At 63.4% G+C, this 24,711-nt stretch carries 22 protein-coding genes; 13 read left to right on the top strand and 9 right to left on the bottom strand.

Annotation, left to right across the window (positions count from 1 at the left end):
- Positions 1-3: 3 nt before the first annotated feature.
- Positions 4-993: a 2-hydroxyacid dehydrogenase gene (locus HU752_RS25780; RefSeq protein ID WP_186685140.1), complete on the bottom strand. Its 990-nt coding sequence runs from the start codon at positions 991-993 to the stop codon at positions 4-6.
- 117 nt (positions 994-1,110) lie between these two features.
- Positions 1,111-3,846 (bottom strand): response regulator, encoded by a 2,736-nt coding sequence (locus HU752_RS25775; RefSeq protein WP_186685142.1) that lies wholly within the window; start codon positions 3,844-3,846, stop codon positions 1,111-1,113.
- Positions 3,847-4,073: 227 nt separating this feature from the next.
- Here HU752_RS25775 and HU752_RS25770 point away from each other — a divergent pair, with 227 nt between their 5' ends.
- The 7 genes from HU752_RS25770 to HU752_RS25740 all read left to right on the top strand — a co-directional run bounded on the left by HU752_RS25770 (position 4,074) and on the right by HU752_RS25740 (position 12,484).
- Positions 4,074-4,802, top strand: coding sequence for a response regulator transcription factor (locus tag HU752_RS25770; RefSeq protein ID WP_186685144.1), 729 nt, complete (start codon positions 4,074-4,076; stop codon positions 4,800-4,802).
- Positions 4,792-6,204: a sensor histidine kinase gene (locus tag HU752_RS25765; protein ID WP_186685146.1), complete on the top strand. Its 1,413-nt coding sequence runs from the start codon at positions 4,792-4,794 to the stop codon at positions 6,202-6,204. The genes HU752_RS25770 and HU752_RS25765 overlap by 11 nt, the downstream gene beginning before the upstream one ends.
- Positions 6,205-6,285: 81 nt before the next feature.
- Positions 6,286-7,188, top strand: coding sequence for a cysteine synthase CysM (cysM, locus tag HU752_RS25760; protein WP_186685277.1), 903 nt, complete (start codon positions 6,286-6,288; stop codon positions 7,186-7,188).
- Positions 7,188-8,558, top strand: coding sequence for a 23S rRNA (uracil(1939)-C(5))-methyltransferase RlmD (rlmD, locus tag HU752_RS25755; protein ID WP_186685155.1), 1,371 nt, complete (start codon positions 7,188-7,190; stop codon positions 8,556-8,558). Before cysM ends, rlmD begins: the two co-directional genes overlap by 1 nt.
- A gap of 103 nt (positions 8,559-8,661) precedes the next feature.
- The gene (gene relA / locus HU752_RS25750) at positions 8,662-10,902 is read left to right on the top strand and encodes a GTP diphosphokinase (protein WP_186685157.1); all 2,241 of its coding nucleotides are present in this window, start codon (positions 8,662-8,664) and stop codon (positions 10,900-10,902) included.
- A gap of 175 nt (positions 10,903-11,077) precedes the next feature.
- Entirely contained in the window at positions 11,078-11,911 is an 834-nt protein-coding gene (mazG, locus tag HU752_RS25745; protein ID WP_186685159.1) for a nucleoside triphosphate pyrophosphohydrolase, read from the top strand.
- 27 nt (positions 11,912-11,938) lie between these two features.
- A complete protein-coding gene (locus HU752_RS25740) occupies positions 11,939-12,484 on the top strand; it encodes a DUF2058 domain-containing protein (protein WP_186685161.1) in 546 nt (181 codons plus the stop codon).
- A gap of 87 nt (positions 12,485-12,571) precedes the next feature.
- On the opposite strand, the gene HU752_RS25735 is transcribed toward HU752_RS25740, so the two are convergent.
- The 4 genes from HU752_RS25735 to purM form a co-directional block, all read right to left on the bottom strand.
- A complete protein-coding gene (locus tag HU752_RS25735) occupies positions 12,572-12,760 on the bottom strand; it encodes a hypothetical protein (RefSeq protein WP_186685163.1) in 189 nt (62 codons plus the stop codon).
- 370 nt (positions 12,761-13,130) lie between these two features.
- Positions 13,131-13,844 (bottom strand): DUF3108 domain-containing protein, encoded by a 714-nt coding sequence (locus tag HU752_RS25730; protein WP_186685165.1) that lies wholly within the window; start codon positions 13,842-13,844, stop codon positions 13,131-13,133.
- Positions 13,845-13,852: 8 nt separating this feature from the next.
- Positions 13,853-14,515 carry a phosphoribosylglycinamide formyltransferase gene (gene purN, locus HU752_RS25725; protein ID WP_189656720.1) on the bottom strand — a complete coding sequence of 221 codons (663 nt, stop codon included), beginning with the start codon at positions 14,513-14,515 and terminating at the stop codon, positions 13,853-13,855.
- Positions 14,515-15,573, bottom strand: a complete 1,059-nt coding sequence (gene purM / locus HU752_RS25720; protein ID WP_186685167.1) for a phosphoribosylformylglycinamidine cyclo-ligase — start codon at positions 15,571-15,573, stop codon at positions 14,515-14,517. The genes purN and purM overlap by 1 nt, the downstream gene beginning before the upstream one ends.
- Positions 15,574-15,947: 374 nt before the next feature.
- Here purM and HU752_RS25715 point away from each other — a divergent pair, with 374 nt between their 5' ends.
- The 6 genes from HU752_RS25715 (at position 15,948) to HU752_RS25690 (ending at position 21,400) form a co-directional block, all read left to right on the top strand.
- Positions 15,948-17,003 (top strand): DUF2066 domain-containing protein, encoded by a 1,056-nt coding sequence (locus HU752_RS25715; protein WP_186685169.1) that lies wholly within the window; start codon positions 15,948-15,950, stop codon positions 17,001-17,003.
- A gap of 37 nt (positions 17,004-17,040) precedes the next feature.
- On the top strand, positions 17,041-18,114 hold the full coding sequence (locus HU752_RS25710; RefSeq protein WP_186685171.1) for an AI-2E family transporter: 1,074 nt from the start codon (positions 17,041-17,043) through the stop codon (positions 18,112-18,114).
- Positions 18,115-18,367: 253 nt separating this feature from the next.
- A complete protein-coding gene (gene hda, locus HU752_RS25705; protein ID WP_017902163.1) occupies positions 18,368-19,072 on the top strand; it encodes a DnaA regulatory inactivator Hda in 705 nt (234 codons plus the stop codon).
- 232 nt (positions 19,073-19,304) lie between these two features.
- Positions 19,305-19,940 carry a C40 family peptidase gene (locus HU752_RS25700; protein WP_026144897.1) on the top strand — a complete coding sequence of 212 codons (636 nt, stop codon included), beginning with the start codon at positions 19,305-19,307 and terminating at the stop codon, positions 19,938-19,940.
- A 233-nt stretch (positions 19,941-20,173) separates the two neighbouring features.
- On the top strand, positions 20,174-20,710 hold the full coding sequence (locus HU752_RS25695) for a C40 family peptidase (protein WP_186685173.1): 537 nt from the start codon (positions 20,174-20,176) through the stop codon (positions 20,708-20,710).
- Between the two features lie 27 nt (positions 20,711-20,737).
- A complete protein-coding gene (locus HU752_RS25690; protein WP_186685175.1) occupies positions 20,738-21,400 on the top strand; it encodes a class I SAM-dependent methyltransferase in 663 nt (220 codons plus the stop codon).
- On the opposite strand, the gene HU752_RS25685 is transcribed toward HU752_RS25690, so the two are convergent.
- From HU752_RS25685 to HU752_RS25675, 3 genes are all read right to left on the bottom strand, one after another.
- On the bottom strand, positions 21,397-22,713 hold the full coding sequence (locus HU752_RS25685; protein WP_186685177.1) for a PQQ-dependent sugar dehydrogenase: 1,317 nt from the start codon (positions 22,711-22,713) through the stop codon (positions 21,397-21,399). The genes HU752_RS25690 and HU752_RS25685 overlap by 4 nt on opposite strands.
- Positions 22,714-22,783: 70 nt before the next feature.
- Positions 22,784-23,635, bottom strand: coding sequence for a LysR family transcriptional regulator (locus HU752_RS25680; protein ID WP_186685179.1), 852 nt, complete (start codon positions 23,633-23,635; stop codon positions 22,784-22,786).
- A 95-nt stretch (positions 23,636-23,730) separates the two neighbouring features.
- Positions 23,731-24,624: a DMT family transporter gene (locus tag HU752_RS25675; protein WP_186685181.1), complete on the bottom strand. Its 894-nt coding sequence runs from the start codon at positions 24,622-24,624 to the stop codon at positions 23,731-23,733.
- Between the last annotated feature and the right edge of the window lie 87 nt (positions 24,625-24,711).

Genomic DNA, 24,711 nt, shown 5'->3' with positions numbered 1-24,711 from the left:
GGATCAGCCCTCCACCAGGTTACGTGGCCGGCCGGCCTGCCACGCAGCGATGTTGTCCAGCGTCGTCGCGGCGATCGCCGCCAGGGCCTCCTGGGTCAGGAAGGCCTGGTGCGCGGTGACGATCACATTGGGAAAGGTCAGCAGCCGCGCCAGTACATCGTCCTGCAGCGGCAGGTCGGAACGGTCCTCGAAGAACAGCTGCGCTTCTTCCTCGTAGACGTCCAGGCCGAGATAGCCGAGCTGGCCTCCCTTCAGCGCGTCGATCAGCGCCGGGGTGTCCACCAGGCCACCGCGGCCGGTGTTGATCAGCATGGCGCCCGGTTGCAGGTGGGCGAGGGTGTCGCGATTGATCAGGTAGCGGGTGTCGGCAGTCAGTGGACAGTGCAGGCTGATGATCCGCGACTGCGCCAGCAACTCCGGCAACGCCAGGTAGCGGGCGCCGAGCGCCAGCGCTTCCGGGTTCGGGTAGGGATCGTAGGCCAGCAGTTGGCAGCCGAAACCGGCCATGATCCGCGCGAAGGTCGCGCCGATCTGCCCGGTGCCGACCACGCCGACGGTCTTGCCGGCGAGGTCGAAGCCGGTCAGCCCGTGCAGGCTGAAGTCGCCTTCGCGCGTGCGGTTGTAGGCCCGGTGCAGGCGCCGGTTGAGTGCCAAGATCAGTGCGACCGCATGTTCGGCCACGGCGTGCGGCGAGTAGGCGGGCACGCGCACCACGCTCAGGCCCAGGCGCTGGGCGGCGTTCAGGTCGACGTGGTTGTAGCCGGCCGAGCGCAGGGCGATCAGCCGGGTGCCGCCGGCGGCCAACTGCTCCAGCACCGGGGCGCTCAGGTCGTCATTGATGAAGGCACAGACCACTTCATGCCGTTCGGCCAGGGGCGCGGTATCCAGGCTCAGGCGCGCGGCCTGGAAGTGCAGTTCGAGGCCGGCGGGCAGGGGGCTGCCCAGGAAACTGTCGCGGTCGTAGGCCTGGCTGCTGAAGAGTATTGCACGCATGATGATTTTCCTTTCGAGACTGACCGGCAGCCTGGGATCTGTACGAGATGCATCTACAGGGCGAAAACACTTCGTACAGATCCTAGCGCCGGTCTCCTGGGCGTGTATTGCCGTGGATCAGGCGCTGACCCGGGCCTCGATGGCCAGGCGGGCGATCGCCATGTCCAGTTCGTCGAGCGCCTGGTGGGCGTTGGCGTCGTCCTGCTTGAGCAGGGTCTCGCTGCGCTGGCAGGCCGCCCGCAGCTGCGGTACGCCGCAGTAGCGGGTGGCACCGTGCAGGCGGTGCACGCGTTCGATCAGGCCGCTGTTGTCATGCGCCTCGCGGGCCGAACGGATCGCCTCGCGGTCGGCATCCAGCGAGGCGAGCAGCATCGCCAGCATGTCGGCGGCGAGGTCGGCCTTGCCGGCGGCCAGGCGCAGGCCTTCTTCCGGGTCGAGCACCAGCAGTTCGCCGGCAGGATTGCCGGCATCGCCACCACGCTCCTGGCTCTGGTTGCGCAGGGCCAGGCCAGTCCATTTCAGGACGACCTGGGCCAGTTGGCGTTCACTGATCGGCTTGGTCAGATAGTCGTCCATGCCGCTTTGCAGCAGCGCGCGCTTTTCGTTGGCCATGGCGTGGGCGGTCAGGGCGACGATGGGCAGCGCTGGGCTTTGCCGTTCGTTTTCCCATTGGCGAATCGCCTCGGTCGCCTGGCGGCCATCCATGCCGGGCATCTGCACGTCCATCAGCACCAGGTCGAAGCTGGCCTGCTGGACGGCGTCGATTGCCGCGTAGCCGCTGTCCACCGCCAGGACCTCGGCGCCCATGTCTTCGAGCAGGGTCTGGACCAGCAGCAGGTTGGCCGGATTGTCGTCCACGCACAGCACGCGTGGCGCCCGGCTGCCCAGCGGCTCACTGGGTTCCAGGCGGGCCGGGCGTGGGGCGATCAGGTCCGACAGCGCCCGGCGCAGCTTGCGGGTGCAGGCCGGCTTGGCCTGAAGCTGGTTGTGCGGGTTGGGCACCGACAGATGGAACAGCGTCTGCTCGGTGGTCGGGCACAACACCAATACCCGGCAGCCGAGATGTTCGAGGTCCCAGATATGCTGGTTCAGCCGTTCCGGCGGCATGTCCTGGGCGGTGACGCCGACCACGGCCAGGTCGATCGCCTGTTCGGTCTGGTAGGCCCCGGTGACGCCATTGGCCAGGCCCGGCAGGCTGTTGAACGGAATCACCTCCAGGCCGCAGTCTTCCAACTGGTGCTGCAGGGCCTGGCGTGCCAGTTCGTGGTGTTCCAGCACGGCGACGCGTCGACCGAGCAGTGGTGCGGCGGGCAGGTCTTCGATATCGTCGCGGGTCTTGGGCAGGCTCAGGCTGATCCAGAACTCGGAACCTTCGCCAGGCGTGCTTTCGACACCGATCTCGCCACCCATCTGCTCGATCAGGCGCTTGGAGATCACCAGACCGAGGCCGGTACCGCCGGGTTGCCGGGACAGCGAGTTGTCGGCCTGGCTGAAGGCCTGGAACAGCGCCCGCACATCCTGGCTCGACAGCCCGATGCCGGTGTCCTGCACGCTGTCCTCGTGCTCCTCCTCGAGCATGGCCCGGGCGACGATGGTGCCCTCGCGGGTGAACTTGATCGCGTTGCTCACCAGGTTGGTGAGGATCTGCTTGAGCCGCAACGGGTCGCCGATCAGCGACAGCGGGGTATCGCGATAGACCAGGCTGACCAGCTCCAGCTGCTTGGCATGGGCGGCCGGGGCGAGGATGGTCAGGGTGTCCTGCAGCAGGTCGCGCAGGTTGAACGGAATGCTGTCGAGCACCAGCTTGCCGGCCTCGATCTTCGAGAAGTCGAGGATCTCGTTGATGATTCCCAGCAGGCTGTCGGCGGATTTCTCGATGGTGCTCAGGTAGTCCAGCTGGCGTGGGGTCAGCTCGCTTTTCTGCAGCAGGTGGGTGAAACCGAGGATGCCGTTGAGCGGGGTGCGGATCTCGTGGCTCATGTTGGCGAGGAACTCGGATTTGATCCGGCTGGCCTCCAGGGCCTCCTTGCGTGCCAGGTCCAACTCGATGTTCTGGATCTCGATGGTTTCCAGGTTCTGGCGGACGTCCTCGGTGGCCTGGTCGATGCTGTGCTGCAACTCTTCCTGGGCGTTCTGCAGGGTCTCGGCCATGCGGTTGATGCCCGAAGCCAACTGGTCCAGTTCCTGGCTGCCGAGCGGTGGCAGGCGGGTTTCCAGGTTGCCGTCCTTGAGCTGCGCCACGGCCTGCTTGATCATGCTGATCGGTGCGTTGATGGTGCGGCTCATGCGCAGCGCCAGCAGGGCGGTGCCGAGCAGGCCGGTGGCGATCAGCAGCAGGCTGGCGAACAGGCTGCGGTAGCCACGCAGCAGCATGCCGTTGTGCGAGAGTTCCAGTTCGACCCAGCCCAGCAGCCGGTCGGCTTCGTCGGCGACCGGCTCACCGGCCATGCTGCGATGCCGGCCGAACACCGGTAGCAGATAGCGGGTGGCGTCGTTGCCGCTACGTTGCAGCATGTGGCTGCTGTTGCCGGTGGGCGGCTGGTTGAGCATGCTCGGGCCGGCATGGGCCAATTGCTCGCGGTTGGCGCCGAGGAACGACACCGCGCGCACGTCGGTCTGCTCCAGGGCCTGGGCGGCGACCCGCTCCAACTGTTCGCTGTCGTTGCGGCTCAGGGCCGGAGCCACCAGCGGGGCCAACTGCTCGGCGATCATCTCGCCACGCTGCAGCAACTGGCTTTGCAGTTCCGACTGCTGCAACCAGGTGAAATAGCCGCCCAGCACCAGGGCCATCAGCGTGGTCGGCAGCAGGGTCAGCAGGAGGACACGGCCTTTGATGCCCAGGTTTTTAAGCACGCAATACTCTCCATCGGATACGGCGTTTGGCCGACACGGCGATCTTCTATTTTTGGCGTGCGCTTCCTGCGCTCGCTCCACCTGCGCAGTTTAGCCATATGAGGAGGGGGAAATCTCGCAAACTTCACCGAGCCACCCGTGGGCAGGGCAGACGATCGTCGAGGGTGGCTTGTCGCGCCTGCAGCAATCTTGAATAATCAGTGATTGAGAATTGTTTGCAGAAACCCATGACTTCCGTATCTGTTGGCCACCCCAATATCCTGGCGATCGAAGATGACACTGTGTTGGGCGCCTACGTGCACGAACAACTCGGTCGTTGCGGGTTCGAGGTGACCTGGTGCCGTAATGGCCAGGAAGGCCTGGACCTGGCGCGCAACCAGGTCTTCGACGTGGTGCTGATGGACATCCTGCTGCCGGGCATGGATGGCCTCGAGGTGCTCACCCACCTGCGACGCAGTCATTCGTTGCCGGTGATCCTGATGTCGGCCCTGGGCGCCGAAGCGGACCGCATCAGCGGCTTTCGCCTGGGGGCCGATGACTACCTGCCCAAGCCGTTCAGCATGGCGGAGTTGCGCGTGCGGATCGAGGCGATTCTGCGCCGGGTCGCCCTGGAGCGGCGGCCGATGTCGGTGCTGGCGACGCCGCCGCGCGATGGCGGGCGTGTCCTGCGTTTCGATGATGAACTGTGCGATGTGCATTTCGGCGAGCAGTGGGCAGGCCTCACCCGTAGCGAGTACCGGTTGCTGGAAACCTTGCATCGCCATGGCGACGAGGTGCTGAGCAAGGCCTTCCTTTATCAGCACGTGCTGCAGCGCGGCTACGCCACCCATGACCGCAGCCTGGACATGCACGTCAGCCAGATCCGTCGCAAGCTCAAGGCGGTCGGCTACACCGAGCGCGAGGTGCGTACGGTCTGGGGCAAGGGCTACGTGCTGAGTGCCGGCGATGAGGTGTGACCTGCCCGGGCGGCATTCACTGTTCTGGAAGCTGGCGCTGTTGCTGGTCGCGTTCTGCCTGCTGATGGTCTGGCTGAGCTGGTCCTGGGGACGCTACATGGAGCAGCAGAACGCCTACCTGTCCGACGAGGCACGGGTGACGCTCAAGGGGTACGCCTTCGCTGCCGAGCAGGCCTGGGAGGCCGACGGCCAGGCGGGCGTCGATCGCTGGCTGCAGGAGCTGCGCGAGCATGAGCCGACCTGGAGCGCGGTCATCGGTGGCGACCTGCAGTCGCTGTCCTCGCAACCGCTGCTGTGGAGTGAAAGCCAGCGCCTGACCTTCCTGCGTGGGCTCGACTGGCCGGTGAGTCGTCACGTGGTCGGGCTGCCCTGGCTGAAGCTTCCCTTCCCGCAGAACCCGCAAGCCGGCAGCCTGGTGATGGAGTTGCCGCAGCGCTTCATGCCCGGCCGCTACCAGTGGTTCTGGCGCCTGGTCACCAATGGCCTGATTCCGGGACTGTTCACGCTGTTGCTGTGCGTCGGCCTGTATCGCCTGCTGATCCTGCCGTTGAACCACCTGCGGGCCCAGGCCAATGCCTGGCGTGCCGATCAGTTGGGCACCCGGCTGTCCTCGCGCATCACCAGCCGCCAGGATGAGCTGGGTGAACTGGGCCGGGCGTTCGACCAGATGTCCGAGCGCCTGCAGACCACCGTGGGGTTGCAGCAGCAACTGTTGCGCGACCTGTCCCATGAGATGCGCACGCCCTTGAGTCGCCTGCGGGTCTGCTGCGATGGCGAAGAAAGCCTGGATGAACTGCGCAAGCGCCTGGCCCGTGAAGTCGACGGCATGCAGCGGCTGGTCGAGGACACCCTGCAACTGGCCTGGCTGGACACCGAGCGGGCGCCGTTGCACCAGGAAGACATCCAGCTCCAGGCACTCTGGGAAATGCTCGTCGAGGACGCCTGTTATGAAAGTGGTTGGTCGTCGAGTCGCCTGCAGTGCACCTTGTCAGCTTCCTGTTGGGTACGCGGACACCTCAACAGCCTGGCCCAGGCCCTGGAGAACATCCTGCGCAATGCGATCCGCCATTCACCTGCCGACGGCATCATTCGCCTCGACGGGCGCCGCGAGGGGCCGTACTGGATCGTGTGGCTGGAGGACCAGGGCGGTGGCGTGGCGGAGCAGGACCTGGAGCGGATCTTCGCGCCGTTCACCCGCCTCGATGGTTCTCGTCCGGGGGATGGTGGTTTTGGCCTGGGGTTGAGTATCGCGCGCAACGCGGTGCAGCGTCAGGGTGGTTCGGTCTGGGCACAGAATGCCGCCCGTGGCCTGCGCCTGAATCTGCGGCTGCCGGCCGCCGCGCCGGCGGAGGTGGGCAGCGCACTCGGCATCCTCGAGACCGCTTATAGCCAGAAGCCATAAGCATCGCACTTTGCGTGATATGGAGCGCAGGCGTTTGCCGGTATGATAGGCGCCCCCCGCAGTCTGGATTGCGAATACGCCATGACCCTGCAGTATCCAACTATCGCCGATTGCATCGGCAACACGCCCCTGGTTCGTCTGCAACGCTTGCCGGGCGCTACCAGCAATACCCTGCTGCTCAAGCTGGAAGGGAACAATCCGGCGGGCTCCGTGAAGGACCGCCCGGCGCTGTCGATGATCACCCGCGCCGAGTTGCGCGGGCAGATCCAGCCCGGTGACACCCTGATCGAGGCAACCTCGGGCAACACCGGGATCGCGCTGGCCATGGCCGCGGCGATCAAGGGTTACCGGATGATCCTGATCATGCCCGACAACTCCACGGCCGAGCGCAAGGCGGCGATGACCGCCTATGGCGCCGAGCTGATCCTGGTCAGCCGCGAGGAAGGCATGGAAGGTGCCCGCGACCTCGCCGAGCGGATGCAGGCCGAAGGCCGCGGCAAGGTGCTCGACCAGTTCGCCAATGGTGACAACCCCGAGGCGCACTACACCGGCACCGGCCCGGAGATCTGGCGGCAGACCCAGGGCACCATCACCCACTTCGTCAGTTCGATGGGCACCACCGGCACCATCATGGGCGTTTCGCGCTACCTGAAGGAGCAGAATCCAGGCGTGCAGGTCGTCGGCCTGCAGCCGATGGAAGGTGCATCGATTCCGGGCATCCGCCGTTGGCCGCACGAGTATCTGCCACGCATTTTCCAATCCGAGCGGGTCGACCGCATCGTCGACATGGGCCAGGAGGAAGCGGAAGACGTGATGCGTCGCCTGGCCCGTGAAGAAGGCGTATTCTGTGGGGTGTCCTCGGGCGGGGCGGTGGCAGCCATGCTGCGCCTGTCGCGCGAGGTCGAGAACGCGGTGATGGTCGCGATCATCTGTGACCGCGGCGACCGCTACCTGTCGACCGGCATCTACGATTCTCCCAACTGATGGCCAGACAGCAGAAAGGCCTGCGCTTCCAGCCCAGTGGCGGTAGCCGGGCCCCGCAAGTGCCTGCGGGCAAGAAACAGCGGCTGACGATCGAGCGGCTGGCCAATGACGGCCGCGGCATCGCCTTCCTCGAGGGGCGCACCTGGTTCGTCGCCGGCGCACTGGCCGGCGAGGAAGTCGAGGCGCGTGTCCTGGGGGCCCATGGCAAGGTGGTCGAGGCGCGCACCGAACGCCTGCTGCTCGCCAGCGACCAGCGTCGCCCGGCTCCCTGCGCCCATGCCGGCCATTGTGGGGGGTGCAGTGTCCAGCACATGCCGCACACGGACCAGCTCGCTCTCAAGCAGCGCATGCTCGCCGAGCAGTTGTCGCGGGTGGCGGGTGTCGAGCCGCAGGAGTGGGCGGCGCCGCTGACCGGTCCCGAGTTCGGCTATCGCCGGCGAGCCCGGGTGGCGGTGCGCTGGGATGCCAAGGCCAGGCGACTGGAGGTCGGCTTTCGTGCGGCCTCCAGCCAGGACATCGTCGCCATCGACGATTGCCCGGTGCTGGTCACGGCCCTGCAGCCGATCATGAACGGCCTGCCGGCGATGCTCCGGCGCCTGGGCAAACCCCAGTCACTGGGGCATGTCGAACTGTTCAGCGGCTCGGCCGTGGCCCTGTTGCTGCGCCACATGGCGCCACTGTCGGGCGATGACCTGCAGATCCTGCGCGCATTCTGCGAGCAGCATGGCGCTCAGCTCTGGCTGCACGGTGAGGACGGTCCGCAACCGCTGGACGCGACACAGTCGCTGGGCTACCACCTGGAGCAGTGGAACCTGGAGCTGGCCTACCGGCCGGGGGATTTCGTCCAGGTCAATGCCGGGGTCAACGAGGCGATGGTGGCCCAGGCCCTGGACTGGCTCAAGCCGGCGCCAGAGGAGCGGGTGCTGGACCTGTTCTGCGGCCTGGGCAACTTCGCCCTGCCTCTGGCTCGCCAGGTGCGCGAGGTGGTGGCCGTGGAAGGCGTGCAGACCATGGTCGATCGGGCTGCCGCGAATGCCGTGGCGAACAATCTGCATAACGCGAGCTTTTTTCAGGCCGATTTATCCCAGCCCCTGAATGATGCCGGTTGGGCCAAAGCGGGCTTTTCTGCGGTACTCTTGGACCCACCGCGTGACGGCGCTTTCGATATAGTCGGCAAGCTTGCCGGATTGGGCGCCAGGCGCCTGGTGTACGTGTCGTGCAACCCCGCGACACTGGCGCGCGACACGGTCGAATTGATCAAGCAGGGCTACCGGTTAAAACGTGCCGGGATCCTCGATATGTTTCCGCAGACAGCGCATGTCGAGGCCATGGCGTTATTTGAAGCGAGCCAGGATGCTCGTCTAGTCTGACTGGCCGCCCCCGCGTTCCGCCCAGCCTTGCCGGGGCGCAGGGGGCAATCAACGGCCAGCGATTCTGACGCATTGAATCTGCGTCGTAGGGAAGGTAAGCAAGATGGTACAGGTGAGAGCACACCAGCCGATCAACACCGACGGCAGTATCAATCTCGAGGCATGGCTCGACCACACGGTGAGCGTCGATCCGGCGCTGGACCGTGAAGCATTGAAGGAAGCCTGCGAGTACGCACGGCTTGCCGAACAACAGACCCTGCCGACCCAGGATGCCTGGGCCGAAGGGGGCAGTTTCAGCACCGGGCTCGAGATCGCCGATATCCTCGCCGACCTCAAGCTCGACCAGGACTCCCTGGTCGCCGCAGTACTGTACCGTGGCGTGCGCCAGGGGCAGATCCAGTTGCCGGCGGTCAGCCAGAAATTCGGCCCGGTGGTGGCCAAGCTGATCGACGGCGTGCAGCGCATGGCGGCCATCAGTGCCAGCCTCAGCCCGCGCCAGTCGCAGGTCATGGGCACCCAGGTGCAGGTGGAGAACCTGCGCAAGATGCTCGTGGCGATGGTCGACGACGTACGCGTTGCACTGATCAAGCTGGCCGAGCGCACCTGCGCCATCCGGGCGGTGAAGAACGCCGACGAGGAGAAGCGCAACCGCGTAGCCCGCGAGGTGTTCGACATCTACGCGCCGCTGGCCCATCGCCTGGGTATCGGGCATATCAAGTGGGAGCTGGAGGACCTGTCCTTCCGCTACCTGGAGCCCGACCAGTACAAGCAGATCGCCAAGCTGCTGCACGAGCGGCGGCTGGATCGCGAGCGCTTCATCAGCGAAGTGATGTGCCAGCTGGAAAACGAACTGCTGGCGACCGGCGTCAAGGCCGACATCAGCGGCCGGGCCAAGCACATCTATTCGATCTGGCGCAAAATGCAGCGCAAGGGCCTGGAGTTCAGCCAGATCTACGATGTGCGCGCCGTGCGCGTGCTGGTTCCGGAAATGCGCGACTGCTACACCGCGCTGGGGATCGTCCACACCCTGTGGCGACATATCCCGAAGGAATTCGACGACTACATCGCCAACCCCAAGGAAAACGGCTATCGCTCGCTACACACGGCGGTGATCGGTCCGGAAGGCAAGGTGCTGGAAGTGCAGATCCGCACCCACGCCATGCACGAGGAAGCCGAGCTCGGGGTCTGTGCGCACTGGAAGTACAAGGGCACCGACGTCAAGTCCGGGTCCAACCACTATGAAGAGAAGATCTCCTGGTTGCGCCAGGTGCTGGAATGGCACGAGGAACTGGGGGATATCGGTGGCCTGGCGGATCAGCTGCGGGTCGACATCGAGCCGGACCGTGTCTACGTGTTCACCCCGGACGGGCACGCGATCGACCTGCCCAAGGGCGCCACGCCGCTGGACTTCGCCTACCGGGTGCATACCGAGATTGGCCACAACTGTCGGGGCGCGAAGATCAACGGGCGCATCGTTCCGCTGAACTACAGCCTGCAGACCGGCGAGCAGGTGGAAATCATCACCAGCAAGCACGGTACGCCAAGCCGTGACTGGCTGAACTCGAACCTGGGCTACGTGACCACCTCGCGGGCGCGGGCGAAGATCGTGCACTGGTTCAAGCTGCAGGCACGCGACCAGAACGTCGCGGCCGGCAAGACCCTGCTCGAGCGTGAACTGACGCGCCTGGACCTGCCGCAGGTGGACTTCGACAAGCTGGCCGACAAGGCCAACATGAAGACCGCCGAGGATATGTTCGCCGCCCTCGGTGCGGGTGACCTGCGCCTGGCGCAACTGGTCAATACCGCGCAGCAACTGGTCGAGCCGGAGCGCGGCAACGAGCAGTTGGAACTGATCCCGCGCAAGTCCGCCGGCTACAAGCCGGGCAAGCGGGGCGATATCCAGATCCAGGGTGTCGGCAACCTGATGACCCAGATGGCCGGCTGCTGCCAGCCGCTGCCGGGCGACGCGATCGTCGGCTACATCACCCAGGGCCGCGGGGTGAGCATTCACCGCCAGGACTGCGCCTCGGTGCTGCAACTGAGCGGACGCGAGCCGGAGCGGATCATTCAGGTCAGCTGGGGGCCGGTGCCGGTGTCGACCTATCCGGTGGATATCATGATTCGCGCCTACGACCGTTCCGGTCTGCTGCGTGACGTGTCCCAGGTGCTGCTCAACGAGCGGATCAACGTGCTGGCGGTCAACACCCGCTCGAACAAGGAGGACAACACCGCGTTGATGTCCCTGACCATCGAGATTCCCGGGCTGGATGCGTTGGGACGTTTGCTGGGGCGGATTTCCCAGCTACCCAACATCATCGAAACCCGCCGCAACCGCACGACTTGAGCCTCTGTGCTCGGCCGAGGATCGTTCCCACGCTCGGCGTGGGAACGCATCCCGGCGATGCTCCGCGTCACAGGAGCGGACGCCGGGCGTCCTGTGCGGCATGCCCACGTGGAGCGTGGCAACGATCGGAAAGCTTCGCGGGCAAGCCCGCTCCTACAAAACCCGAGAACGACTGATGTACAGCCTCCAAGACCTGCTGCACCTGATGGCCCGACTGCGCGACCCGCAATACGGTTGCCCCTGGGACATCAAGCAAAGCTACGCCACCATCGTGCCCCATACCCTCGAGGAAGCCTACGAGGTGGCCGACGCCATCGAGCGTGCGGACTTCGAGCACCTGCAGGGTGAGTTGGGCGACCTGCTGTTCCAGGTGGTCTACTACAGCCAGCTGGCGCGTGAAGAAGGGCGTTTCGAATTCGACGGCGTGGTCGATGGCATCACCCGCAAGCTGATCCGTCGCCACCCCCATGTCTTTCCCACGGGCGATCTCTATGCCCCGGTGGACCTGCCGCGTCTGAGCGAAGAGCAGGTCAAGCAGCGCTGGGAGGAAATCAAGGCCGAGGAGCGCGCCGAGAACCACCGCGCGCCCGAACAGCTGTCGCTGCTCGATGATGTACCGGCCGCCTTGCCGGCCCTGTCCCGCGCGGCAAAGTTGCAGAAGCGCGCGGCCCAGGTCGGTTTCGACTGGCCGGCGGCGTTGCCGGTGGTGGACAAGATTCGCGAAGAACTCGACGAAGTGCTCGAAGCCATGGCGGATAACGATTCGGCGGCCATGGCCGACGAGATCGGCGACCTGCTGTTCAGCGTGGTCAACCTGGCTCGCCACCTCAAGGTCGACCCGGAAAATGCCCTGCGTGGCGCCAATGGCAAATTCGACCGACGTTTCCGATTTGTCGAACAGGCATTGCGCGATACCCACCGTCCCATGGAAGATTGCACCCTCGAAGAATTGGACGCCTTGTGGGGCGAAGCCAAGCGTCAGGAACAGAATGCACCCAGCTGCGGCTGAGTCATTGACCCCAAGTGAGTAAGCATCATGAGCCTTTCCCTTCGCGACCAGTTGCTCAAGGCAGGTCTGGTCAATCAAAAGCAGGCCAAGCAGGTCAGCAAGGACAAACAGAAACACCAGCGCCTGGTCCACAAGGGCCAGGCCGAGGTTGACGATACCCAGGCGCGCCTGGCCCAGGAGGCGCAGGCCGAGAAGGTCAAGCGTGACCAGGAGCTGAACCGCCAGCAGCAGGAAAAAGCCGAGGCCAAGGCCCGTGCGGCCCAGGTCAAGCAACTGATCGAAACCTCGCGCCTGCCCAAGCTGACGACCGAGGACTACTACAACTTCGTTGATGACAAGAAGGTCAAGCGCCTGTCGGTCAACAACCTCATGCGCAACAAGCTCAGTAACGGTTCGCTGGCGATCGTCCACCACGGTGGCGGTTACGAGGTGATCCCGCGCGAAGCGGCGCTGAAGATCCAGGAGCGTGCCCCCGAGCGCATCGTCCAGCTCAATGCCCTGAGCGAGACCCAGGTGCCGGACGAGGACGATCCGTACGCGGCCTATCAGATCCCTGACGATCTGATGTGGTAAACACGACAAACCCCGCTCGAAAGGCGGGGTTTGTTTTTGGCGGCAGCGCCGGCTGCGTGGGCCGGTGGCGCCGTCGGGGCTACGGCTTCAGGAGTGTTGTGCCTGGCGCTTCATTTCGAGGTTTTCCAGCTCGCTCTTGTATTGTTGAGCGTCGGCCTCGTTGTGAAACATGCCTACCAGCAGGTCCTGTTGGTGTACATCCCAGATTCGAATACCGGCTGCCAGGCCTTCATGAGACATGTGTGCATCATCGCGTTCGGTCACTTTTACAGTCATCTGCAAGCTCCTGTTTCTGTTGAGCTGCGGCAATGCGTCGCAGGACTTTTTTATAAAATTTATTAGCTTGCTATGTAAATCGTTTCGAATGCGAATACACCTTTGTCAATTCTGCAATAATCGCTGAGGCCCCGGTTTTATTGGGTTTCCTGCTCCGGGTTGGGAGTTTCATGACAAAAGTTTCATCTTGTCGGCGCCCCGCTGGCGCCTTCCTGTAGGAGTCGGCTTGCTGGCGATTGCCGCACCGGTCTCGCGGGTATGTGCACTGATGCAATCGCCATCAAGCCGCCCCAGGGGAGCGGAACCATTTTCCGGAGGCAGAAAAAAGCCCCGCTTTCGCGAGGCTTCGGGTGGAGCAGGGGAGTGCGGCTCAGTTGCCCTTGACGGTCTTGCCGTCGACGGTACCGTCCTGGAGCATGATGTTGTACTCCTTGCCGTCGGTCTCCACCTGGCGCAGGGCAACCAGGATGTAGCCCCAGTCCTTGGCAAACCACATCTGGGTGATGCGCTTGCTTTGCGTTGGATCACGCACGCGCTCGACCTTGATCGCATCGATGCTGCCGGCCTTGGTCTGGACCTTTTCCGGGCCGATCACGCGGAAGTCGTAGGTGTCGGTATCGGTACCTTCGGCTACCCGGTAGCTCATGCTCTTCTTGCCGGCGGCGACGTCGCGCTGCAGGGCCAGTTGGTAGGTGGACTTGTCCAGCATGCCGCTTTCCAGTGGCAGGTTGACCGAGTCCTTGCCTTCGAAGCCGGTGACCTTGTTGCTCGCCCAGTCGAAGTCCAGGTTGATCTTCTTGGCCTTGCCCAGGCCACCACGCTCGAAGGTGTAGGTCTGTGGCAGCAGCTTGTCCTTCTCGAGGCGAATGGTGCTCTCCTCGGTCAGGCTGGCAATCATCATGGAGGCCTTGAAGTTCAGGGTCCAGGTGCCGTTGTCGTTTTTCTTCAGGCTACGTTCGGCCGAACCGCTCATGGGCAGCTGTTTCCAGTCTGCGGTGTAGCTGGCGGAGAACGGCTGAAGGTCCGCCGCCTGCACCACGGGCAGGGCGAGCAGGGTAAGAGCGAAGAGCAGGGCGCGACGCATAAAATCTCCTAGGTTCGAATCGAATGGCCGCTGGCCGCCAGTAACTGGCCGTCCAGCAAGGCACCCTGCTCGCCAAGGCTCAAGCGTCCTTCGGCGAACCAGCGTACCGCCAGTGGGTAAATCCTGTGTTCCTGGGTATGCACCCGTTGCGCCAGACTCTGCGCCGAATCACCAGACTCTACCGTAACCACAGCCTGTACGACCAGAGGCCCGCCATCGAGTTCCTCGGTGACGAAATGCACGCTGCAGCCGTGTTCGCTGTCGCCGGCATCCAGGGCGCGCTGGTGCGTGTGCAGGCCCTTGTACTTGGGCAATAGCGAAGGGTGGATGTTGAGCAGGCGCCCCTGGTAGTGGCGGACGAAATCGGTGCTGAGAATGCGCATGAAGCCGGCCAGGACCACCAGTTGCGGATTGAAGGCGTCGATCAGTTCGATCAGGGCGGCATCGAAGGCTTCGCGGCCTTCGAAGGCCTTGTGATCCAGGGAGCGGGTTTCGATACCCGCGTCCCTGGCGCGTTGCAGGCCGTAGGCGTCGGCACGGTTGGAGATTACCGCGGCGATGTGGGCCGGGTTGCCCCCGGTCCGGACGTCATCGATCAGGGCCTGCAAGTTGCTGCCGGAGCCCGACAGCAACACCACGACGCTGCAGGTCGGGCTTATCGGCTCGGACATCAGTGAGCCTTGAGATTCTTCAGCTCGACCTGTGCGGCGCCTTCGGCAGCCACGGCGATCTGGCCGATGACCCATGGCTGTTCGCCGGCTTCGCTCAGGACCTTCAGGGCGCTTTCAACATGTTCCTGGGCAACGCAGATCACCATGCCGACGCCGCAGTTCAGTACGCGGTGCATTTCGGTTTCGTTGACGTTGCCTTTTTCCTGCAGCCAGTCGAAGACCGCCGGACGCTGCCAGCTGGCGACGTCGATGACGGCCTGGGCACCGGCTGGCAGGACGCGCGGGATGTTGTCCAGCAGGCCGCCACCCGTGATGTGGGCCATGGCCTTGACCGCGCCGGTTTCCTTGATCAGCTTGAGCAGCGGCTTGACGTAGATGCGGGTTGGCGCCATCAGCAGGTCGGTCAGTGGCTTGCCGTCGAGCTGGGTGTTCTCGATGTCGGCACCGGAGACTTCGATGATCTTGCGGATCAGCGAGTAGCCGTTGGAGTGCGGGCCGGAGGATGGCAGGGCGATCAGGGCGTCACCGGTGGCGACTTTCGAGCCGTCGATGATTTCCGATTTTTCCACCACGCCGACGCAGAAGCCGGCCAGGTCGTAGTCTTCGCCTTCGTACATGCCTGGCATTTCAGCGGTTTCACCGCCGACCAGGGAGCAGCCGGACAGTTCGCAGCCAGCGCCGATGCCGGTGACCACCTGGGCGGCGGTGTCGACATTGAGCTTGCCGGTGGCGTAGTAGTCGAGGAAGAACAGTGGCTCGGCGCCGCAGACCACCAGGTCGTTCACGCACATGGCCACCAGGTCGATGCCGATGCTGTCGTGCTTGTTCAGGTTCAGTGCCAGGCGCAACTTGGTGCCGACGCCATCGGTACCGGAGACCAGAACCGGCTGCTTGTAACCGGCCGGGATCTCGCAGAGGGCGCCGAAACCGCCCAGGCCGCCCATGACTTCCGGACGCGCAGTACGCTTGGCCACGCCTTTGATGCGTTCGACCAATGCTTCACCGGCGTCGATGTCTACACCGGCGTCCTTGTAGCTCAGGGAGGGTTGCTTGCTCATGATCCAGGCCTATAGGGGGGATTCTTGGGGTATCGACCGGGAAAGACGGAACCACCGCAAAGACGAACGCAAGTCGTGCTTTTCAGTTGTCCGGCATTGCCGGTCTGCGAAGGCGCGCGATTTTATCAGGCTTGAGCAGCAGCGGCCATCCTCGGGCCGACGGGCAGGGCGATATCCGCGAAAAAATCCGTGGTTGGCGGCGCTGGCTGCATCGGGCGCGGCTGTATAAGGTATAGCTTCTTCAGCCGCTATCTTTATGACAGCGGAAAAACTTTCGTGATGGTATGAATGATGGCACTGCGCTGTGGTCACACGCCTGTCCCTTTGTATTCATGCGGTCGTTCAAGCCGTTTTCTGCCTGTCGGGAATTTTCCATGCGTTTGTTCAAGTTACTGAGTGCCGGTTGCCTGTCCTTGTTGAGCCTGGCGATCCATGCCCAAACCCTCAACAATCTGTACCAGGTGCGCGAGCCGGTCAGCAGCCAGTCCCCCGATGAGCGCAACCAGGCCACCCAGCGTGCGCTGGAGACCCTGGTGCTGCGCCTGACCGGCGACCCCAAGGCTGCGCAGAGTGCCGGCCTGGCCGAGGTGCGCAAGGATCCGCAGCAGATCATCAGCCAGTATGGCTACGATGCCGGGCCGCCCGAGAGCCTGCAGGTGGATTTCGACCCGGTGAGCACCGATCGCGCCCTGCGTGGTGCTGGGCTGTCATTGTGGGGCAGCAACCGGCCGGCGATTCTCGGCTGGTGGCTGAGCGATTCCACCGAGGGCTCGAGCCTGGTGGGTGACGGCCAGTCGGCGGCCGAGCCGTTGCGCCGGGCGGCGCAGCATCGCGGCCTGCCACTGCGCCTGCCGATGGCCGATTTGGAAGAACAGCTCGTCGCTACCGCGAAGAACCTCGAAGGCTCCGACGCCTCGCCCCTGCAGGCCGCGTCCGAGCGTTACGCTGCCGATGCCCTGCTGGCGGTGCATGCCCGCCAGAACGGTGCGCAATGGGAAGCCAAGTGGCGCCTGTGGCTGGGCGACCAGAAGGAGCAGGGCACGGTGCAGGGCGCGGACACCGCGGCGCTGGCCGATGCGGTGCTGCTCGCGGTGAGCGAGCGCCTGGCGCCACGTTTCGTGGTCAAGCCCGGCTTGGCCACGGAGCAGTTGCTGGAAGTGCAGGGCATGACCCTGGAGCATTACGCGGCCCTGGAACGTCTGCTCGAGCCGTTCGGTGGGCGGCCGGTGAGTGTGGAAGGTGATCGCATCGTCTACCAGGTCAGCGGCAGCGCCGAGCAGTTGCGGGCGCAGCTGGGGCTGGCGAAGTTGCAGGAGGTCCCGCCGGGCCAAGCTCCCGCACCGGCCGCACCGTCGAGCAGCGATCCCGCGGCGACCAGTACGGCTCCGGCTGCGCCGGTAGCCACGCCACAGCTGCGTTTCCGTTGGTAATTCATTTCTCTTCTATATATAAGGCTGGAAATCGTCCATGACTGACATTCGCCGATGGATTTGGCTTGGCGCGGCGGTTGTGCTGTGTTTGCTGCTGTACCTGCTGCACCCGATCCTTTCGCCGTTCCTGGTAGGGATACTGTTGGCCTACCTGTTCGACCCGGTGGTCGACCGGCTGGAGAAATTCGGCCTGTCGCGAACCTGGGGCGTGGTGACGGTATTTGCCCTGTTCACCCTGATCCTGATGACCTTGCTGCTGGTGCTGGTACCGATGCTCGCCAAGCAGTTGGTGCGCCTCTACGAGTTGGCACCGCAGGTGCTCGACTGGCTGCAGCATACGGCGATGCCCTGGGCGCAGCACAAGTTCGGCCTGGCGGATGGCTTTTGGAAGTTCGACAAGGTCAAGGCGGCCATCAGCGAGCACATGGGCCAGACCACCGACATCGTTGGTGTGGTGCTGGCCCAGGCCACGGCATCCGGTCTGGCGCTGATGGGCTGGCTGGCCAACCTGGTGCTGATCCCGGTGGTGAGCTTCTATCTGCTGCGTGACTGGGACTTGATGATGGCCAAGATCCGCAGCCTGTTGCCTCGCCAGCAGGAGGAACGCATCGTCGCGCTGGCGGGTGAGTGCCATGACGTGCTTGGGGCTTTCGTGCGTGGACAATTGCTGGTGATGCTCGCGCTCGGCGGGATCTATGCCGGTGGCCTGATGCTGGTCGGGCTGGAACTCGGGCTGTTGATTGGCCTGTTGGCGGGGCTCGCGGCCATCGTGCCCTACATGGGTTTCGTGATCGGGATTGGCGCGGCGATCACCGCCGGGCTGTTCCAGTTTGGCGGCGAGCTGTACCCGATGATCGGTATCGTGGCGGTGTTCATGGTTGGCCAGGCCCTGGAAGGGATGGTCCTGACGCCGTTGCTGGTCGGGGACCGCATCGGCCTGCATCCGGTCGCGGTGATCTTCGCGATCCTAGCCGGTGGCGAGCTGTTCGGCTTCACTGGCGTGTTGCTGGCGCTGCCGGTGGCAGCGGTGATCATGGTGCTGGTGCGACATGTCCATGACCTGTACAAGGATTCGGACCTGTACGGCGGCCAGGAAGATCCCGATCTGTGATGCCTTCCCCATAATCGGGGCGGGTGTTTTTTTAAGAGGCTGCCCGTAGGGGCGGCCTCGAGCCGGCGAGTGCCATCATTCGCCGGCTGGCACCCTCCGTTGTCGTGCAAGTTTTGACGATTCTTTCCGTTGGATCACGCAAACCTTTGATTTTGCTTGTGGTCTGCTGCATTGTGCGCCCGGCGTCACGGGTATAAACTTTGCAGACTTTACACAGAGGCCACTAACGGTTCCCGGGAACTGTTCAGTCAGCATGAAACCGATTCAGCTGCCCCTAGGTGTGCGTCTACGGGATGACGCTACCTTCATCAACTACTACCCAGGCGCCAATGCCGCTGCACTCGGCTATGTCGAGCGCCTCTGCGAAGCCGACGCCGGGTGGACCGAAAGCCTGATCTATCTGTGGGGCAAGCACGGCGTGGGACGTACCCACCTGTTGCAGGCGGCGTGCCTGCGTTTCGAGCAGATGGGCGAGCCGGCGGTCTACCTGCCGCTGGCCGAGTTGATGGACCGTGGGGTCGAGCTGCTGGACAACCTCGAGCAGTACGAACTGGTCTGCCTGGACGACCTGCAAGTGGTCGCCGGTCGGGCAGACTGGGAAGAGGCGCTGTTTCACCTGTTCAACCGTCTGCGCGACAGCGGTCGGCGCCTGCTGATCGCCGCATCCACCTCGCCCCGTGAGTTGCCGGTGAAACTGGCGGACCTCAAGTCGCGACTGACCCTGGCGCTGATCTTCCAGATGCGTCCGCTTTCCGATGAGGACAAACTGCGTGCTTTGCAACTGCGTGCTTCAAGGCGTGGGTTGCACCTGACCGACGAAGTAGGGCATTTCATCCTGACTCGTGGTACTCGCAGCATGAGTGCGCTGTTCGAATTGCTCGAGCGCCTCGATCAAGCCTCCCTGCAGGCCCAGCGCAAGCTGACGATCCCCTTCCTGAAGGAAACCCTGGGCTGGTAAAACACCGGCAAGGCCCCGTATTATCAAGGGCTGCAGGGTCTTTTTGTCAAAATTCAGGCGCAGCAAAATACACGCTGAAGTCAATTTTCAGGCGTGCGCGAGACGTTCGGGTATTAAGGCCTTAGATGTTTTCAAGATACGTCTGAGTCACAAATTGCCTCATAAAATTTGCAAATGAGGGTGATAGAAGGCATAGTCGCACCTTCTAACAAACTCAGCCACGGTCGTGCCCATGCTAAATCGCTTCGCACCCCTCGTGCCTCTCGCACTCGTTACCTTGCTTTTTGGTTGCGCGGCGCATACGCCAGTTTCGCAACAGCAGGTAGAAAATTCGGCCAAAACCGCTTCGGTTTCTGGCGTCAAATCCTCCACAGTGCTGGATGATGAACTGGCTACTGAAAAAGAACTCGCCGAGTTCTCCGACAGCAAGCCTTACCAGTTGCCCGTGCTGGCCGACAGCATTCTCGAGCGCGGTATGTCGCTGATCGGTACCCGTTACCGTTTCGGTGGTACCAACGAGAGTTCCGGCTTTGATTGCAGTGGCTTCATCGGCTACCTGTTCCGTGAGGAAGCCGGTCTGGACCTGCCACGCTCCACGCGTGAGATGATCAACGTGAAGGCGCCGCTGGTTGCTCGCAACAAGCTCAAGCCGGGCGATCTGCTGTTCTTCGCCACCAATGGTCGTCGCGGTCGCGTCAGCCATGCCGGTATCTACCTGGGTGATGACCAGTTCATCCACTCCAGCAGCCGTCGCAGTGGCGGTGTGCGGGTCGACAGCCTGGGTGACAGCTACTGGAGCAAGACCTTCATCGAGGCCAAGCGTGCCTTGGCGATGGCTCCTACCACCGTTACTGCCAGCAACAAGTAAACACTCGAACGTATCGGGGGCACCGCTGGTGGCCCGCGTGCAAGCTGCTAAGCTTCATGGGTAGCCGGATTGTACAAAAAACGTCCGAAGTTAAAGTGATACTTGAAGTTTGGCGCGTAAGCGCTAGAATCCTGACTTATTGTTGAGTGCCTGACCGTGCAAGTTCTGCTTGCGCGGTTTTGGTTTCTCCACGCCATGGCAGAGCAAGCCACATTCAGTCAGGATTTCTGCATATGTCGATCTCGGCCCGCATCGCCCTCGTTGCCCTCACCGCACTGCTCGGTGCCTGTGCCAGCCATCCACCGCCCGCGCCGGCCCCGGTGGCCCGTCCCGTGGTGTTCGCCTCGCCACAGCCCAGCTCGCAGGAAGCCGACGACGTGCTGTTCCGTGCGTTGGGTCTGGTCGGCACGCCCTATCGCTGGGGGGGCAATACCCCGGACTCCGGTTTTGATTGCAGCGGCCTGATCAGCTACGTGTACCGTGACATGGCCGGTATCAACCTGCCGCGTTCGACCCGTGAAATGATCGTGATGCGCGCCCCCGACGTGTCGCAGGACGCCTTGCAGACCGGCGACCTGATCTTCTTCGCCACCAATGGCGGCTCCCAGGTCAGTCACGCGGGGATCTACGTGGGTGAGGGGCGTTTCGTCCATGCCCCGGCCACGGGTGGCACGGTCAAGCTGGACAGCTTGTCCAAGGCCTATTGGCAACGCGCCTACCTGAATGCCAAGCGCGTGCTGCCGGCCGAACACCTGGCGCGAAATCCCTAACCCTCCGGCAGATTGCGCGAGGTTGTCATGACCGCTCGCACCCTGAAGCTCGACGATGCCCTCTACAGTTATCTGCTGGAGGTGTCCCTGCGCGAGACGCCGCTGTTGCGGCGCCTGCGCGAGGAAACCCAGGCGTTGCCCATGGCGCGCTGGCAGGTGGCCCCCGAGCAGGGCCAGTTCCTCGCCCTGCTGGTCAGCCTGACCGGCGCCCGGCGCGTGCTCGAGGTCGGCACCTTCACCGGCTACAGCGCCTTGTGCATGGCTTCGGCGCTGCCGGCCGAGGGCTCGCTGCTGTGCTGTGACATCCCTGGCGACTACAACGCCACGGCCCTGCGCTACTGGCGCGAGGCTGGATTGGCCGAGCGCATCGAGTTGCGCCTGGCGCCAGCCCTCGACACCCTGGCCGAGCTGGAGCGTCAGGGGCAGGGCGGATCCTTCGACCTGGTGTTCATCGATGCCGACAAGGCCAATTATCCGCATTACCTGGAGAGTGCCCTGCGCCTGCTGCGTACCGGTGGCCTGGCGATTTTCGACAATACCCTGTGGAGTGGACGGGTGTTGGAAGTGGCAGCGCAAAGCGAGGACACCCGGGCCATCCAGGCCCTGAACCGGGCCTTGAAGGATGACGCGCGGGTCGACCTGTCACTGCTGCCCGTGGGCGACGGCCTGACGCTTTGCCGCAAGCGCTAGCGCTTGGTTGGTGACACACGCCAGACCTTGTTGCCGACGTCGTCCGCCACCAGCAGGTCGCCCTGGCGATCGATCACCACGCCTACCGGTCGGCCCATGGCATTTTCATCCTTGTCGAGAAAACCGCTCAGTACGTCCACCGGTTGGCCGCTCGGCTTGCCGTCGGCGAACGGCACGAAGATCACCTTGTAGCCGCTGTGGGGCTTGCGGTTCCACGAGCCGTGCTGGCCGATGAAGGCACCCTGGGTGAACGGCGTCGGCAACCGGCTGCCCTGGGCGAACGTCAACCCGAGGGAGGCGGTATGCGGGCCGACGGCGTAGTCGGGGGCGATGGCCTTGGCGACCATCGCCGGATCCGCCGGCGACACCCGGACATCCACATGCTGCCCGTAGTAGCTGTAGGGCCAGCCATAGAAGGCGCCGTCCTTCACCGAGGTGATGTAGTCCGGCACCAGGTCGCTGCCGATCTCGTCGCGTTCGTTGACCGCTGTCCACAGCGCCCCGCTCTGCGGCTCCCAGGCCAGGCCATTGGGGTTGCGCAGGCCGGAGGCGAAGATCCGGTGCTTGCCGCTCGCCGGGTCGACCTCCCAGATCGCCGCGCGGCCCTCTTCCTTGTCCAGGCCATTTTCGCCGACGTTGCTGTTGGAGCCGACGGTGACGTAGAGCTTGCGACCATCGCGGCTGGCGATCACGTTCTTGGTCCAGTGATGGTTGAGGGTGCCGCCGGGCAGGTCGACGACCTTCTGCGGTGCAGTACCGATGGTGATGTCGCCTTCCTCGTAGTGGAAGCGCAGCAGGGCGTCGGTGTCGGCCACGTACAGGTCATTGCCGACCAGCGCCATGCCGAACGGGGAATTGAGGCCTTCGATGAACGTCGTGCGGGTTTCCGCGACCCCGTCGTGATTGGCGTCGCGCAGCAGGGTGATGCGATTGGCGCTGGGCACGCCGGCGCCGGCGCGGCTCATCACCTTGCTGGCGATCCAGCCGCGAATGCCCTGGCTGTCATCGGGCTTGGGCGGCGCATTGGTTTCGGCAACCAGCACATCGCCGTTGGGCAGGACGTACAGCCAGCGCGGGTGGTCCAGCTTCTCGGCAAACGCGTTGACCTGGGTGCCGGTGGCCGCCATGGGCCGGGTGCCGTCAGGCCAGCCGATGGCCGGGGCGATGTTCATCGTCGGGAGCAGGGTCTTGTTCGGTTCCGGGAGCTTCGGCGAGGGACCGGTGCCTTCGGCCACCGACAGGGTTGAGCTCTCGCCACAGGCAGCCAATCCGCTGGCGAGCAGAATGATCAGGGCGTATTTCTGCTGGAACATGCTGAATCTCCGTCAGTGCATGTGTGTCCAGCAGTAGAGAGGTCGATTCGGTGCAGGTTCAATCCTGATGTCAGGCAGTCAACCCCAGTGCCAGGATTCCGGTCATGTGGGCGGCGATTTTGTATACGGCCGGGCTGGCTTGGGACGAGACTTTGGTACACAGATGCAGCTGGGGGAGGGCTGGGAGCTCTCCGCTGTCGAGAATGCGCAGATCGCAGGGGACGCTACCGGTTGGCAGGACCCCGATGGCCTTGCCGGCGGCGATGGCGGCCTTCAGTGGGATGAGGTCGTGGGCGGTACAGAGGATACTGAAGTGCCTGCCCTGATCCTCCAGGGCCTTTTGTGCCGCCCGGCGAATGGCGCTGCCCGGAGCGGGCAGCGCCAGGGCAACGTTGTTGTCTAGGTGTAGTCGTGAATCGCGGGTCGACACCCAGCTCATGGGAATCTTGCCGATAGCCTGCTCGCCGTTCGGTTCGCTCCGCAGAAGGACGGCGATATCCAGCAGATGGCAGTCGACCATGTTCGATAAATTTTCGCTGCCGTCGCTCAGAAATGAGTACTGGGCATTGAATGAGTCGATGCTGTCGAGCATTTTCTCGATGAGCTGCTGATCATGCAGTTCGGGCAGGCCGATCCTGACGCGCAGCGGTATGTGCTCGTTGGCCACCGAGCTGATCAGCTCGTCATTGAGTTCGAGTATCTTCAAGGCGTACTCATGGACCTTCAGTCCGGCTGGTGTCAGGCGTATCTCTTTTCCTCGTTCCACTAATTGCCGGTCGGTGAGTCGCTCCAGTTTCTTTATCTGCAGGCTAATGGCCGATTGTGTGCGAAAAAGCTTCTTGGCGGCCTGGGTAAAGCCTCGGGTATCGCTGACGCATACCAGCGCCCTGAGCAGATCCATATCGATATTGATGAATTTCATCACGAGAGGTTTTCAGTGGATGAGAGGTTATCCTTCGCCACTCTTTTCCGATTGTCAGTGCTCGTTTGCCGGCATTCGTGTCGGGATATTCCTTTTCAGGCGCGCGTAGATCCCTGCTGTTTCGTTTGGCCGGAAGACAGGGAGCTGGCGGTGATGGCCAGCAATATGATTGTCATGCCTGATAGCTGGGTGGTCGTGAGCACTTCGTCGAGTAAGGACCAGGACAGCGCTGTAGCAACCACCGGCTGCAAGAGCAGTATCAACGAGCTGAACGAGGCCGCGAGTCTTTTCAGGGCCAGGGTCACTAGCAACTGTCCGAACACCTGACCACACAGTGCCAGGGCCAGCAGCAGCGCCCAAGTCGAGAGCTCATGGGGGAGCGGAGCGCCTGACATGATGAACAGCGGAAATAGCAGCAGGCTGCAGCCGGTCGTGATCAGCAGCATGATCGAGGTCGGCGTGCACTCGTATTGCCTGACTTTCTTGATGCTCACTATATAGGCTGCGTAAAAGAATGCGGCCAGCAGAGCAAGGGCTTCTCCCGCATGATCACGGCTTATGGGTTTTTCTTTGATGCACAGCACGTACAGGCCGGTGATGGCTAGCAACAGGCACAGCAATTCGATTTTCCTGGGTTTGTCGATAATACCGACCGTACCCATCAGTACGACAAAAAACGGTGCGCAATTGGTCAGCAGGCTAGCGATAGCGACATCGGTATATCTGATCGCCAGATGCATCACCGCCAGGTCGGCGCTAAAGAGCACTATTGCCAGCAGGGTCAGACTGTAGAAACGCCCGGTTCTGGGGAGGCGCGACAGTTGTGTGGGTGCCAGTGCACAGAACAGCAACATGAATGGGACTGCCAGCAGGACCCGATAGAACGCCGAAACCTCGGCTTCAAAGGGCAATGTCTTGACGATGACCGGTGCGACACCCAGCAGCGCGGCACCGCCCAGCAGTGACAGGATCGGAACGACTTCAGGCATGGCTGAGTCCTCATGCTGGCGCTCTTGTTTCTTTACTGTCGGGATACGTTATTCCCACGCGGACCATCGCGAGAAATGAGTTTTCCT

Source organism: Pseudomonas vanderleydeniana, from assembly GCF_014268755.2.
Classification (GTDB): domain Bacteria; phylum Pseudomonadota; class Gammaproteobacteria; order Pseudomonadales; family Pseudomonadaceae; genus Aquipseudomonas; species Aquipseudomonas vanderleydeniana.
The sequence above is the reverse complement of the archived record's forward strand: the minus strand, read 5'-3'. Positions and strand labels throughout refer to the sequence as shown.